Source organism: Pseudovibrio sp. Ad5 (genome assembly GCF_001623095.1).
Taxonomy (GTDB): Bacteria; Pseudomonadota; Alphaproteobacteria; order Rhizobiales; family Stappiaceae; genus Pseudovibrio.
Genome location: NZ_LMCH01000065.1, coordinates 1 through 13267 on the forward strand (window position 1 = coordinate 1; position 13267 = coordinate 13267).

At 50.7% G+C, this 13267-nt stretch carries 10 protein-coding genes and 2 tRNA genes; 7 read left to right on the forward strand and 5 right to left on the reverse strand.

The window, feature by feature from the left end; translation table 11 throughout:
• The 3 genes from PsAD5_RS23205 to PsAD5_RS23215 all read right to left on the reverse strand — a co-directional run.
• Positions 1–1948, reverse strand: a 1948-nt coding sequence (locus tag PsAD5_RS23205) for a VCBS domain-containing protein (RefSeq protein WP_063293856.1), incomplete at its 3' end; no start/stop codon positions are given.
• A gap of 717 nt (positions 1949–2665) precedes the next feature.
• Positions 2666–2741: transfer RNA gene (locus PsAD5_RS23210), tRNA-Lys, on the reverse strand.
• A gap of 20 nt (positions 2742–2761) precedes the next feature.
• Positions 2762–2837 (reverse strand) — tRNA-Lys (locus PsAD5_RS23215).
• A gap of 860 nt (positions 2838–3697) precedes the next feature.
• On the opposite strand from PsAD5_RS23215, the gene PsAD5_RS23220 reads away from it, so the two are divergent.
• From PsAD5_RS23220 to PsAD5_RS23230, 3 genes are all read left to right on the forward strand, one after another.
• Positions 3698–5470: an acetolactate synthase 3 large subunit gene (locus PsAD5_RS23220; protein WP_063290139.1), complete on the forward strand. Its 1773-nt coding sequence runs from the start codon at positions 3698–3700 to the stop codon at positions 5468–5470.
• 19 nt (positions 5471–5489) lie between these two features.
• Positions 5490–6083, forward strand: a complete 594-nt coding sequence (ilvN, locus tag PsAD5_RS23225) for an acetolactate synthase small subunit (protein WP_063293857.1) — start codon at positions 5490–5492, stop codon at positions 6081–6083.
• 198 nt (positions 6084–6281) lie between these two features.
• Positions 6282–7040 (forward strand): pyridoxine 5'-phosphate synthase, encoded by a 759-nt coding sequence (locus PsAD5_RS23230; RefSeq protein ID WP_063293858.1) that lies wholly within the window; start codon positions 6282–6284, stop codon positions 7038–7040.
• 72 nt (positions 7041–7112) lie between these two features.
• Here PsAD5_RS23230 and PsAD5_RS23235 read toward each other — a convergent pair whose 3' ends face one another.
• On the reverse strand, positions 7113–8519 hold the full coding sequence (locus PsAD5_RS23235) for a glutamine synthetase family protein (protein WP_063293859.1): 1407 nt from the start codon (positions 8517–8519) through the stop codon (positions 7113–7115).
• 376 nt (positions 8520–8895) lie between these two features.
• Here PsAD5_RS23235 and PsAD5_RS23240 point away from each other — a divergent pair, with 376 nt between their 5' ends.
• From PsAD5_RS23240 to PsAD5_RS23250, 3 genes are all read left to right on the forward strand, one after another.
• A complete protein-coding gene (locus PsAD5_RS23240) occupies positions 8896–9771 on the forward strand; it encodes a hypothetical protein (RefSeq protein WP_208981999.1) in 876 nt (291 codons plus the stop codon).
• A 98-nt stretch (positions 9772–9869) separates the two neighbouring features.
• Entirely contained in the window at positions 9870–10451 is a 582-nt protein-coding gene (locus PsAD5_RS23245; protein WP_063293861.1) for a DJ-1/PfpI family protein, read from the forward strand.
• 31 nt (positions 10452–10482) lie between these two features.
• Positions 10483–10860 (forward strand): ribbon-helix-helix domain-containing protein, encoded by a 378-nt coding sequence (locus PsAD5_RS23250; RefSeq protein ID WP_063293862.1) that lies wholly within the window; start codon positions 10483–10485, stop codon positions 10858–10860.
• Between the two features lie 40 nt (positions 10861–10900).
• Here the strand turns inward: PsAD5_RS23250 and PsAD5_RS28715 are convergent, their stop codons facing one another.
• Positions 10901–12433: a triacylglycerol lipase gene (locus PsAD5_RS28715; RefSeq protein ID WP_275078139.1), complete on the reverse strand. Its 1533-nt coding sequence runs from the start codon at positions 12431–12433 to the stop codon at positions 10901–10903.
• A gap of 302 nt (positions 12434–12735) precedes the next feature.
• On the opposite strand from PsAD5_RS28715, the gene PsAD5_RS23260 reads away from it, so the two are divergent.
• On the forward strand, positions 12736–13257 hold the full coding sequence (locus PsAD5_RS23260) for a YeeE/YedE thiosulfate transporter family protein (protein ID WP_084404522.1): 522 nt from the start codon (positions 12736–12738) through the stop codon (positions 13255–13257).
• The last annotated feature ends 10 nt before the right edge of the window (positions 13258–13267 follow it).

Consider the following 13267-nt stretch of genomic DNA (forward strand, 5'->3'; position numbering starts at 1 on the left):
TCTGCACAACTGTGATGTCGATGTCGTTCACAACTGGCACATCATTGGTGCCGTTGATCGTCACCGTCACTGTCTTGGTGATCACACCGCCATTGCCATCATCGATCGTGTAGGTGAACGTGTCGGTTGCGGTCTCGCCTGCTCCTAAATCATCAAACTGACCATTTGGATTATAGTGAAACTTGCCATCGATAAGAGACACTTCACCAGCTGTGTCTGCAGCATCAAACGTGATCGTATGCGTATCTGAGTGATCAGGATCTACAAACTCTGGTGTAATCTCCAAGATGCTATCTTCTGAAGTCGCAACTTCAATATCAGAAACGACCGGAGCGTCATTGGTTCCGACAATCGTCACAATCACAGGGTGTGTAGCTGTTCCGCCAACTCCATCACTTAGCTCAACAGTAAAGGTGAGCTTAACCTGCTCATCTGTTGCCAGGTAGTCAAATACTGTAGACGCCGCAGAGAAGGTAAGATTAATGCGCCCGTCGACACTACCTTCAGAAGAAGTAACATCTGTCACTTTAAGCAGAGCAGTTAGTTCAGAATTGCTTAGAGTAGAAAGGCCGGATGCGACACCCGTAAAACTCACTGATGATACATTAGCACTATGGTCTGCATCCGCTATATCGGCATCAGAAAAGGCCAACTCCAAACTGTCTGAAATTATAGAATTATCAGTGCTTTCTTCGAGGGCAAGTTCATTGGAAAGGTGTACATAATTGCCAACAACATCGCGTTTGAAGGCATAAACTGCGCCCGCCTTTAATGCTGTGAGATCATTGTCAGGCGCACCAATGTAAACTGTTCCATCACTGCCAATATTGATGTATTTCCCAAAAGTACCTTCAGAGTCTCCATCAGGTGCCACTAGCTTGGTAGAAATATATCCACCTACCCCATCAGGGCTAAACACATAAGCAAAGCCTTCGGTGTTCAAACCAGGTTCAGCACCAACAACAATGACGCCGTCATTTCCGATCGCAATCGCGGTTCCGACTCTGTCTAGTAATGAAGCACCCTCTATTGGCAGTTCAACAGCTTCACCATATGTTCCATCTTCAGCGGGAATGTAAACGTAGGCGGAGCCTGAATCATACAGATCGGCATCAGCGCCTTTTGCGCCAACTACAATCACACCTTGTTCATTTACGCTTATTGAGTTGCCAAACTGGTCGTCTGTTGCCCCCTCTGGTAACATCAGCTTTACTGGTGCGTCATAGAGGCCATCAGCATTTTCCTGATAAACATAAATAGCACCGCTGTTAACGTTATTACCATTATCTGCGGGAGCTCCGACCACCAGAAGCCCAGCACCATTAATATCGAGAGACTGTCCAAAAGACGCCTCTGCAACTGCCTCAGGCGCTTCTAACTGTTGTAGAACATATTCGCCGTCAGCATTTGGTGTAAAGATTTGAACAACACCAGATGGCTCCATTCCGCTATCAATGGCCAAAGGCGCCCCAGTAATGATTACTCCATCGTTTCTTATCGCAACGGCGCTGCCAAAAGCGCTTGCGACACTACTTTCATCAGCAAGCTTTATGGCTTCTCCATAGGTACCATTTTCATCAGGTAAATAAACATACAACGCACCGCCTAGACCATCAACTTTTTCCCCCACGACCACGGCACCGGAATCATTGATTGCAATAGATATTTCAAATTTACCTGGGGCAGTATCTACCGGAAGCGTCAGCTTCGTTTCAACATAACCACCTTGCCCATCTGGCTGACGAACCAACAAAGCGCCATCGTTAGGGCCAAGCTCATTTGGAGCACCAAAAACTACAGTGCCTAAGGCATTCACAGCGATAGCAGAGCCAAGTCCGTCTAAAAATGAACCATTTGCATCAAGCAAAAGCTCTGAAGAGGAAATTACCTCAACTGGACCAAATTCAGGTGCGTTGTTGGACGGTGCCGCAGAAACAGAATCAGACATGCTAACCTCAAAGAAATCAATAAATTCTCCGAGACGCTTTCATGTAGAAAATCCGATATCAAATTGGATTTAATTCTCAATTTACTCAAAGTGACTTCAGAAGACCCCATCGATGAAAGCGCTTCACTCCTTTAGAAACCCAGAGTTGAACGGGGCCATACACACTCACTTCAACAGGTTTTTCCGTTATCAAAAGAACCTATCAATATATCTATTTCCTGAGCGCACTTATGAGGCTATCTAATTGATTTTGAATAAGATTCAATAAAACATTGAACCTTGGTGGAAATTTTTAATTCATCCGGAGCAGCATATAACTCCGATCCAATTGCACTCATTCAAATATCAGGGAGATCTAGATGCTGATGCTCTGAAATTTGAATAAAATATGCATTTACTATGCATTATTATTCTTCAAACATTAAAAAAACTAATGATATTTAAACTGCAATTTTTGGTTGATATTTTATATTTCACTTCTCATAGTTGATATTGTTTGTTGGGTGAACTGCAAGTCGGTGAAAATATCACCATCAAATGCGACACTCACAACAGCGTCAACGCCAATAATTTAAAAGGAGTAATTGGAGGATTTGGAAGGACAAGCATTGCTTTCAAACGCTCTCATTTGCTTACATAGTGCTGACACAAGGCACAAAAGCAAAAAGCTCCCGGAAGGGAGCTTTGCTAAACCTCTTTATATACCATGAGGTTAAATGGTGAGCCCGCACGGGTTCGAACCGTGGACCTACTGATTAAAAGTCAGTTGCTCTACCAGCTGAGCTACGGGCTCACTAAACACGAGACGTTTGTTGGTGGGTGCATAGGGATTCGAACCCTAGACCGGCTGATTAAGAGTCAGCTGCTCTACCAACTGAGCTATACACCCAAAACGTTTCCCGCCGAAGCGATGGCGGGTGTATATAAAGCCTTTAGCAAGAGCGCAAGGCCCTAGGTGCAACTTTTCAAAAATGTCTTGTGTAAAGTAAACTTATCCCAGACTAACCTATGCAAATCTACGAATTTTCGCAGCACAAACACAATTCAGAAGTGCGAAACGCGAAAAAACACCGCAAATTTCACAAGACTGACCTCTTATCAATTAGTCCAACGCAAATTTTTCATCAAACAACCAACTACGGGCCACCCCAGCTCTCCTTATCAGTCAGAGGCGTGCACTGCAGCTAAAGTGGCCCCGCCAGCATCGCACTGCAAAATCCTGTATTTCTGCGGGTTCGCTCAAGTGCAACAGTTGCGCCTGGAAAAGCCAATACAAACAGAGCGAGTAGGACTTTCCGCCACGCAACTTCTGCAAAGCACGCTGACTATTGCAGATAACTCAAGGAAACGAGAGGTCTTTGCGGCGCAACATTAAGAAGAAGCCACTTGACGCTTTTACGTATCTAAGCCTAATCTCACCCCGAATTTCAGAGTTTACCTGAGCGATTCAATGGTGAAGCGCGGTAATCTCTTACACGGTTGGAATTATGTTAAGGGAGAGTGGAGCCCTGAGGCTCCCAATACCAGAATGCAAACTTCAATTCTTCTTATCGTGGTGGGACGCGCGTCGCCGGAGTGAGCTAGCTCACTCGGAACGGTTAGACGCGCACAAGGAGCCAAACGGCTCCTTTTTTTATGGCTAATTCGCAGCGATGTTTAAAAGAGCACCCCTGCAAAACAAACAGTCGGATTGATTGCACACCCTTCAATCAGGCAAAACGAGCAGATACAGGCAACAAGGACTTGATGATGCAACGGGAGATGACAGGCGCTGAAATGGTTCTCCAGGCGCTGAAGGACAACGGGGTGGAACATGTATTTGGATACCCTGGTGGTGCAGTTCTACCCATTTATGATGAGCTGATCCAGCAGGATGCGATCCAGCACATCCTTGTCCGTCACGAGCAAGGCGCAGGCCATGCTGCTGAAGGCTATGCACGCTCTACCGGAAAAGCCGGCATTGCTCTGGTGACCTCTGGTCCGGGCGCAACCAACATGGTGACTGCCCTGACAGACGCCATGCTCGATTCCATCCCTATGGTCTGCATCACTGGTCAGGTCCCAACCAACCTTGTTGGGTCAGATGCGTTCCAGGAATGTGACACCGTTGGCATCACCCGCCCGTGCACCAAGCACAACTGGCTGGTGAAGGACGTTGATGATCTGCCTCGCATTCTCCATGAAGCATTTTATGTTGCACAATCTGGTCGTCCAGGCCCTGTTGTTGTCGATATTCCAAAGGATGTGCAGTTTGCCACCGGCACCTATGAAGGCCCGCAGGCAAACCCGAGCAACCACAAAAGCTATCGCCCGCAGCTGAAAGGCGACATGACTGCCATTCGCGCAGCTGTTGAGCTGATGTCAAAAGCCAAACGCCCTGTGTTCTATACAGGCGGCGGCGTCATCAACTCCGGCGCAGCTGCAAGCCAGCTGCTGCGTGAACTGGTGGATCAGACAGGCTTCCCGATTACATCCACCCTGATGGGTCTGGGCGCTTATCCTGCATCCGGTGAGCAGTGGCTCGGTATGCTGGGCATGCACGGCACCTATGAAGCCAATATGGCTATGCACGATTGTGATCTGATGATCTGTATCGGTGCACGCTTTGACGACCGCATCACAGGCCGTCTGGACGCATTCTCACCGAACTCCACCAAGATTCACGTGGACATCGATCCATCCTCCATCAACAAGATCGTTCATGTTGACCTGCCGATTGTTGGCGATGTGGCTCACGTTCTGGAAGACATGGTTCGCATCTGGCGCGCCTCCAGCTTCCGCTCTCAACCAGAGCTAAAGGAATGGCAGACACAGATCGCCAAGTGGCGCGCACGCGATTGCTTGTCTTACCGCCACAGCGATGATGTCATCATGCCTCAGTACGCATTGCAGCGTCTGAACGCAGCCATCAAAGGCCGCAAGGATGTTTACATCTCCACCGAGGTTGGACAGCACCAGATGTGGGCGGCGCAGTACCTTGGCTTTGAATCGCCAAATCACTGGCTGACTTCAGGTGGCTTTGGCACAATGGGGTATGGCCTGCCAGCAGCTATTGGCGCACAGGTTGCTCATCCAGACGGGCTGTGTATCAACGTTGCAGGCGATGCTTCCATCCTGATGAACATTCAGGAAATGTCGACAGCCGTTCAGCATGGTCTGGCCCCGAAAACGTTCATTTTGAACAACTCCTATATGGGTATGGTTCGCCAGTGGCAGCAGCTGCTGCACGGCAACCGCCTCTCCCACTCCTACACGGACAGCCTGCCTGACTTCGTGAAACTGGCAGAAGCTTACGGTGGCAAAGGCATTCGTGTCACCAAACCGGGTGAACTGGATGACGCCATTCAGGAAATGATTGAAACACCTGGCCCGGTTCTGTTTGATTGCTGCGTCGCTCAGCTGACCAACTGCTTTCCAATGATCCCATCAGGCAAAGCCCACAACGAAATGTTGTTGCCAGATGAAGCAACTGATGAAGCCGTTGCAAACGCCATCGACACCGCTGGCAAGTCATTGGTATAGGTAAGCTGGGAGAACCATTATGAACGCACAGAAAACAGACGCTCTATCGGCCTATTTCCTAGCCGAAACCAGCGATGTCCTCGAAACACATACCCTATCTATCATTGTAGACAATGAACCGGGTGTTCTTGCCCGCGTGATTGGCCTGTACTCTGGCCGTGGCTACAACATTGACAGTCTCAGTGTTTCTGAAACGGAGCACGAGAAGCACGTTTCCCGTATCACGATTGTGACCACAGGTACTCCTCAGATCATCGAGCAGATCCGCCACCAGCTGGATCGCCTTGTACCGGTGCATATCGTCCGGGATCTGACCGTTGCAGCACGCAACTCCAATCAGGAAAAGCCGCTTGAGCGAGAGCTGGCACTGATCAAGGTGCGTGGTGAAGGAGACAAACGTCTGGAGGCCCTGCGTCTGTCAGAAGCTTTCAGGGCAACTGTCATTGATGCAACCATTGATCACTTCGTTTTCGAGATCACAGGCCGCACCAATAAAATCGATCAGTTCATCGAAATCCTGACACCACTGGGTCTTGTTGAGGTTTCACGTACGGGCGTTGCCGCACTTTCACGTGGGTCCCAAGGTCTTAAAGACTTGCAGGATGAAATTTAACAGTTAGAGGACAATTTTGTCCTATTGATATTGAGCGGCGTCTTTTGCAAGTCTGTGAAGACGCCGTTTTATTTTGATAATCTAGAGCGTATCCCCGACAGGTGGGAACCGGTTCTCGGATAAGGGTACGTGAAGAATAAAAAGTCAGAGCATGGCGTATAAAGGCGACATGCCCTGACTCAAAAAAGAGTATGCCCCATGAAGACGCCTAGCCGCTTATCCGTCAACGTAAACGCTGTAGCAGTTCTGCGAAATCGTCGCGACGTTCCGTGGCCAAGCGTGACGCATCTGGCAGCCCTCGCCCTCAATGCAGGCGCCAAAGGCATCACCGTGCACCCACGCCCGGATGAGCGCCATATTCGCCGCACAGATGTTGAAGACATTTCCAAAATGCTACGTGAGGAGCTGCATGGCAAAGAGCTGTGCCTCGAAGGCTATCCGGATGAGCGCTTCATGGAGTTGGTGGAGCAAACCCGCCCGACGCAGGTTCTGTTTGTACCAGACGACCCGTCCCAGCAAACCTCAGACCACGGCTGGGATTTCTCCCAAAACATGGATCTCCTGAAAGAAGCCATCAGCACTGCGAAGTCCTGGGGCGTGCGCACATCACTCTTCGTGGATCCGGAACCAAGCCAGCCAGCTCTTGCAGCTGAAGCAGGCGCTGAGCGTATCGAGATTTACACCGGCCCTTATGGAGCCTGTCACTCTGACAAGGAAGCCGAAAAGGTCGAGCTGGAGAAAGTCGTTGCTACCGCAGAAGCGGCAAGAACAGCGGGTCTGCTGGTCAATGCAGGACACGACCTCACCGTTGAGAACCTGCCAGCTCTGATTGAGCGCGTGCCATACATCTCAGAGGTCTCTATTGGCCACGGTTTCACTGCCGACGCTCTGGAACACGGCTTCACCCAAAGCGTTCGCCGTTTCCGCCACGCCCTTGGTGAGCCGACAGAACTCTAAGAATTAACTTGTTTCAAAGAAGAGCCTGCTGTGATCCGTTATAGCAGGCTTTTTTGTATATGGCTGCTGAATTCAAACCCCTTCAAAATACCGCAGAAACTCAAAACTGGTGATGTCCTTCTCAATCCATGCTTTGAACGCCTTCAGCTCATTCTCCCGGCTACGTGCATACTGATCCGCCAGCGACGCCCCCAAGGCCTCCTTCACAAATTCACTCTCCCGGAAGAGCTCCAGTGACGCTTCTAATGATCGCGGCAACTTCTCCAAGGTTTCATCCTTACCCGGATCACCAATCAGCATTGCCGGTGGCTCCTCCCCTTTACGAAGCCCCTCCAGCCCAGCGGCAGCAATCAAAGGCACGATGATATACGGATGGGTGTCAGCCCCCGGACACCGATGCTCCAAGCGGACCGCTTGCGGGTCAGGACTGGAAATCACGCGCACCGCACTCACGCGGTGCTCATCTCCCCAACACACTTCTTCAGGACAACCAGTAAATCGGGAAAGCCTGCGATACGAGTTGATCGTTGGCCGAAACGCCAGATGAGACGCTTGCATCTGCTCCAGAAGCCCGGCCACAAAGAACCTCCCCCGCTCACTCAGCACCGCCTCCCGATCATAAAATACATTGTGCCCCATCTCGTCATAGAGGCTGATGTGCACGTGGGTTCCGCACGCAGAATCCTGACCCATTGGCTGATAACGGGCCATGAAGGTCGCAATCAGATCATGCTCCCGGCACAGCTCTTTCAGGTGATGACGTGCTCGTACTGCATTGTCAGCAGCTTGCAGTGGTGAAGTCGGCGACAAGGCAATCTCATACATGCCCCAACCAATCTCACTCTCCATTGAGGAAACCCCAATGCCAAGCGAGTCCATACGCGCACGAAACGCTTCCATCAGGTCCATGTAGTCCGGATCACGGTTGACTGAGTCATATTGCAAGGAATGACCAAACGGCTTGAGCTTATGGTGGTGTCCCGCTTCAACTAATGCCCGGTCAAAATGAAAGATCCCTAGCTCAAACTCCATTCCAATCTTCATGGTGAGTTTCAGCTCGGCAAGTTTTTCTTCCAGCATCTCCAGCGGACGCCGCAAATCCAATGAAAAACGCGCACCATTCCGCTCATAACAATTCAGCAGAACCTCTGAAATCTCAGGTCGCCACCCCAGCTGAAACAGCGTGTTGCCATCTGCCAGACTGTGCAAATTGCCAAAGCCGGTGTGATACCAGACGTGCGGAGATTCGTAGATCTGCTCACCAGCAGGCTGCCCGTCTCCGTGAGGAATAAGATAGAGCGAGGAGTTGGTGGAACACCCCTTCTCCAACCCATCCAGAGGCTGAAGCCGGCACCGCAAAAGCCCGTTCATATCTGGCACCTGCGTGATAACCGAATGTACGCCCCGCTGCCTCAACTGCGCGATTTGCTTGGCCAGCCCTTCCTTTGAGGCGGTTTGCTGTTCCCAAAATGTCGTCATGCCTGATCCACTCCAAGATGTACAAAGCACCTTAAAGTCAACGCTGATTGCAAAACATGGAAGAATTTGGCGACCTTTAAACTAAATCTCGCATCTGCATAAGTTGCAAGTAAATCCTCAAGACTACCTAAGCAGTGTAATTGGTACACAGGTGCATCGGCTGGAATTATCGACAAAAACCACATCAAGCCTATGAAATGATGGAAATAAGTGCCCCCATACCCACCGTGCAGATCAGCAACACTCGTAGAGATAACTAATAGTTTATTGCGAGAAAATTGTAAGGATACGGATTTCTGCTAGGTTGGACATTCCCTAAGGACACCCCATCAAGAATAATAGAAACATGCGCTCTTTATACCTCCTAGCTATCCCCATGGCTCTTGCCGCACATCCCCTAAGTGCACAAGAAGCCAACCACCAAACAGAAGCTCCACGAGAGCTTAACGCAGGCGGTTTTGTCGGCGTCAACGTTGGTCGCTCTTTCTTTGAGGCTGATCAGATCGACACGAAAGATCAGGAACCAAACACCCTTGGCTTCTATGGATCTTACGCTCTGCCACTCTTCCAGCAGTTCAGCCTGCAGGTAGATGGAGATCTCGAATACTACCAGTTCGACACCAAGGACGGTGACAACACCCTCCGCGACGGTCTGGGAGCAGTCCACTTTGCTTACAAAGACCCACAGCAAGGCTTGTTCGGTGTCTTCGGTGGCGGCGGTGTAACCGTTGACGGCGGAGACGACACCTCCACAAAGACCTTCCAGTTCATTGGTGTTGAAGGCCAGTATTACCTTCAGGACATCACCCTGTTCAGTCAGGCTGGCTTCCTTGATGGTGATGACGACCAGAACGAGACCATCGACAACGGCCTGTTTGCCCGTGGTGGCGCAAGCTACTACTTCACACCAAACACCAAGTTGACCGGCTCTCTGTCTTACGTCAGTGGTGATCGCTACAATCGTCCAAACCCGGGTGATGCGCGTGATGGTGAAGTTAACATCTTCAGCTGGGGTGCCGAGTTCAAGCAAAGCTTCACCGCTCTGCCAGTTGGTCTCAGTGCTTCCTACAGCGGCCATGACTTCCAGATCAAAGGTGATGAATCCGACGAACCGGTCATTCATGAGTTCCGTTTTGGCGCATTCTTCCAGTTCGGCACCACAACACTACAGGAAAACGACCGCACAGCAGCAGGCTCTGATCTGCCACAGCTGAAACGTTGGATTTCCCTCTCAACCAACGAAGTCGACTAAGCCTTCGAGATAAGGCTGGGCTATGTAGTAATACGCTATTACCCGCTCAGCCTCTTCCCTTGCTAGGTTTCCCTCGCAGTCACATCTGGGAGGGAAACATGTCTGCCAAAAAAGTGCTTATGATCACCGGTGACTTCACCGAGGATTACGAAACCATGGTGCCGTTTCAGACCTTAGGCGCCGTTGGTCATGATGTTCACGCCGTTTGCCCGGATAAAAAAGCAGGCGATACCGTCGCAACATCCATCCATGACTTTGAAGGTGACCAGACCTACACCGAAAAACGCGGTCACAACTTCACACTCAACGCCAGTTTTGACGCCATCAACCCGGCCGATTATGACGCACTCGTCATTCCCGGTGGCCGTGCACCAGAATATCTGCGCCTGAACCCAGCCGTTCTGGAGATGGTGCGTCACTTCTTCAAAGAGAACAAACCGGTCGCAGCCATCTGCCACGGTGCTCAGCTTCTCTCTGCTGCTGGCGTGTTAGAGGGCAGAACCTGCTCTGCCTATCCGGCCTGCGCACCAGAGGTCACCATGTCCGGCGGCAAATTCGCTGACATCGACGTGGCTGACGCAGTCACTGATGGCAACCTTATAACAGCACCAGCATGGCCTGCTCATCCAGCATGGCTCAAGCAGTTCCTTGCTCTGCTGAACCAGCCTGCTTATGCTTAAGAAGCAGCACTAGACAATTGCGGAGGGGACCATGTGTGAGCTTTTCATCAAAGCAGATACTGACCTGTGGGAGAGTACAACACGCTCCCTTCGCATTGACCGTATGGTCACCAGCGTGCGGTTGGAAACTTACTTCTGGACCATCCTTGAAGAGATCGCTAAGCGTGACGACATGTCCGTTGGCCAGCTTCTGACACGTCTGCACAATGAACCCATCGAAGCAGGACATGACCTGGGCAACTTCACCAGCTTCCTGCGTGTATGTTGCCTCCGCTATCTCTCGTTACAGGTGACAGAGGATATCCCAAAGGACAAATCCGTCCCGATCAGCACTCTCAATGCTCCTCAGTTGCTGAAGAACGAACGCGCCTATCGGGCACAAACACGTGCCATAGAAAACGCAAATTAGGCTCCCCTCACCTTTTTCAGCGAGAGAAGCCAATCAACTGCTATGCAAAGACAAAGTCTTCAGCGCTCAGGCTATGAGTGAACAACCATCCCGTATCCACCTCCAGCACATCATTACCGTAGGATATGGTGATCCATCCTCCCAAAACTGTCTCATCGATATCCAGCTCTGAAAAGGAGCTCACACCAGCTGCGGAAAGATCAATGGTGTCCTCGCCAGCATCGAAGTCATCAATCACATCCTTCACACCATCATCCACAAAGCAAAACGTGTCGGCACCATCTCCCCCAACAAGGAAGTCACGGCCCGCACCATCCCGCAATACGTCGTTGCCGTCACCACCTTCCAGAATGTCATCTCCTGCACCACCAAGCAGCCGGTCATTGCCATCTTCCCCGCGCAGATGATCATCACCAGCAAACCCTTCCAACGCATCATCACCATCATTCCCGCGCAGCAGGTCATTGGAGGTTGATCCGAGGATGTAGGCATCCTGTCCATGGTGGCCGGTTGGGTCCAGCAGAACTGGAATATCCTCAACCCACGTATCATCACGTTTCTGATCAGAAAGCCCGGAGATAATCACCACGCTGTCCCGGTTCATCTCGCTATAGAACGCCGAGGCGTTGATGGCATTGAATGCCGTGCTGTAGTTGAAAGGCAGATGCGCCGACCAGCTCGGCAGGTTGAGCAATCCGCCCCCATCCCAAAACAGCGGTGTATCATACCAATCATTGAAAATGACGATATTGCTGGTGTCGTAGCCGTAGTCCGTATCGTTACCCGTCAAATCCAGACCATCAGACGAGATCGTCGAGGGCACCGGATCGTTTTCCAGATCAAAGCTGAAAAGCTCAGCCCCGCTGTCTAGAACAGCCGCACCATCCTCCGGCGTATAATGGCTGGCAAACGCCATGTAATTGGCATCCACAAAGAAGCAATCCAGCCAGTCATTGCTGCGCTCTGCCATGTTGGCAACAGCACCGCCACCCAGCGAATGGCCTGTCACAACCAGATCGCTGCCATCCAGTCCATGCCCAACCATGAAATCCTTCAGCGCAGCAAGCAGCCCGCCGAACGCTTCTTCAACGTAATGCGGTTCATCCTTGAAGAACTCAAGATAGTCGATCACATCCCCAATCGTGTCGGTAACAATGTTGTCCAATGTCCCCGTCGTTCCACGAAACGCCAGCGCAACCTGCGTGATGTTGCCTTTTTCATCATACTTGGCCAACACGTCTGCCTGAGCATCTTTGAACTTGAACGTCTCCCCCTGAAACGTCCCGTTGTGATCAATGATTGCACCATCATAGCCAAGATCAGCAGCAGAAAGGACCGTCCATCCCTTCTCCTCAATCCTGTCACGTGCCGCTTGTTCACTCTCCCCGCTCAACAATCCGGCTTGATCTTCAGTTCCCCAAAGAGTTCCGACCAGTGTTCCCAGCGAGAACCCGTTGGCTTGATACGCACTCCCAAGCGCATCATCCAGCCCGTGATAACTATAAAGCATCAAGTCCAAAGCATCAGACATGAGCTGTCGCGCGTCATTCCCTTTATACTCAAATAAAGACATCATCCCTCCCGAATGCAAAGCAACTACATCCTGAAGGAAAACGCTGGTCTCACAATAACCAATAGTAGGACTATGAATTCCATATTTCATATATTTGAAATGCAGATGGATGTTCATCCAGCAAACAACAGATAACCTAACCAACGCTGATGAAACTATTGCGTTATATCTGGATGATCTTGCTGGAAGAACAAATTCATTCAGCTCATCTAAATCACGCTTCCCTTACAAATCCCTCTTGTATATTAGTTTATTAGCATATATTAATATACTAAATTAAGGAGAGATCGGAGGGCAATCAATTGGATCTTCTCAGGCAAAACGTTTGGTCCCCCTACCTGGCGGGCATGATTATTGGGCTCCTGCAAATCCCGGCATTTCTGCTGGTTGATACTGCGCTGGGGGCTTCATCCTCTTTCGTCACCGGCACCGGCTTCATCTTCTCGCTGTTTGATTCCAGCATCACGGAGATCAAGTACTTCGCCAAGTACATGTCCAAGGACAAATACTTCTGGCAAAGCGCATTGGTGATCGGTATCGCTCTGGGCGCTCTGATTTCCTACAAAGCAAGTGGCCGTAAAGCCAGCTTCTCCTCTGCCAGCTGGAAGACCATCGGTGCAAGTTCAGCCCCGGTTGTTCGTCTCCTGCAAGGCTTCATCGGTGGCTTCGTTTTGCTGGTTGGCGCCCGCATCGCAGGCGGCTGCACATCAGGCCACGGCATCTCCGGCCTTGCACAGCTCAGCGTTGGCTCCAGCATCGCTGTTGCGGCCATGTTCGCAGGTGGCATCGTCACCGCCAACCTTCTTTACAAACGCGCATCCTAAGGAGAGGTCA

Excerpts from the sequence above, each read along its gene's own strand:
- PsAD5_RS23220 (WP_063290139.1), top strand. The coding sequence starts at position 3,698 with ATGCAACGGGAGATGACAGGCGCTGAAATGGTTCTCCAGGCGCTGAAG.
- ilvN (WP_063293857.1), top strand. The coding sequence starts at position 5,490 with ATGAACGCACAGAAAACAGACGCTCTATCGGCCTATTTCCTAGCCGAA.
- PsAD5_RS23230 (WP_063293858.1), top strand. The coding sequence starts at position 6,282 with ATGAAGACGCCTAGCCGCTTATCCGTCAACGTAAACGCTGTAGCAGTT.
- PsAD5_RS23235 (WP_063293859.1), bottom strand. The coding sequence starts at position 8,519 with ATGACGACATTTTGGGAACAGCAAACCGCCTCAAAGGAAGGGCTGGCC.
- PsAD5_RS23240 (WP_208981999.1), top strand. The coding sequence starts at position 8,896 with ATGGCTCTTGCCGCACATCCCCTAAGTGCACAAGAAGCCAACCACCAA.
- PsAD5_RS23245 (WP_063293861.1), top strand. The coding sequence starts at position 9,870 with ATGTCTGCCAAAAAAGTGCTTATGATCACCGGTGACTTCACCGAGGAT.
- PsAD5_RS23250 (WP_063293862.1), top strand. The coding sequence starts at position 10,483 with ATGTGTGAGCTTTTCATCAAAGCAGATACTGACCTGTGGGAGAGTACA.
- PsAD5_RS28715 (WP_275078139.1), bottom strand. The coding sequence starts at position 12,433 with ATGTCTTTATTTGAGTATAAAGGGAATGACGCGCGACAGCTCATGTCT.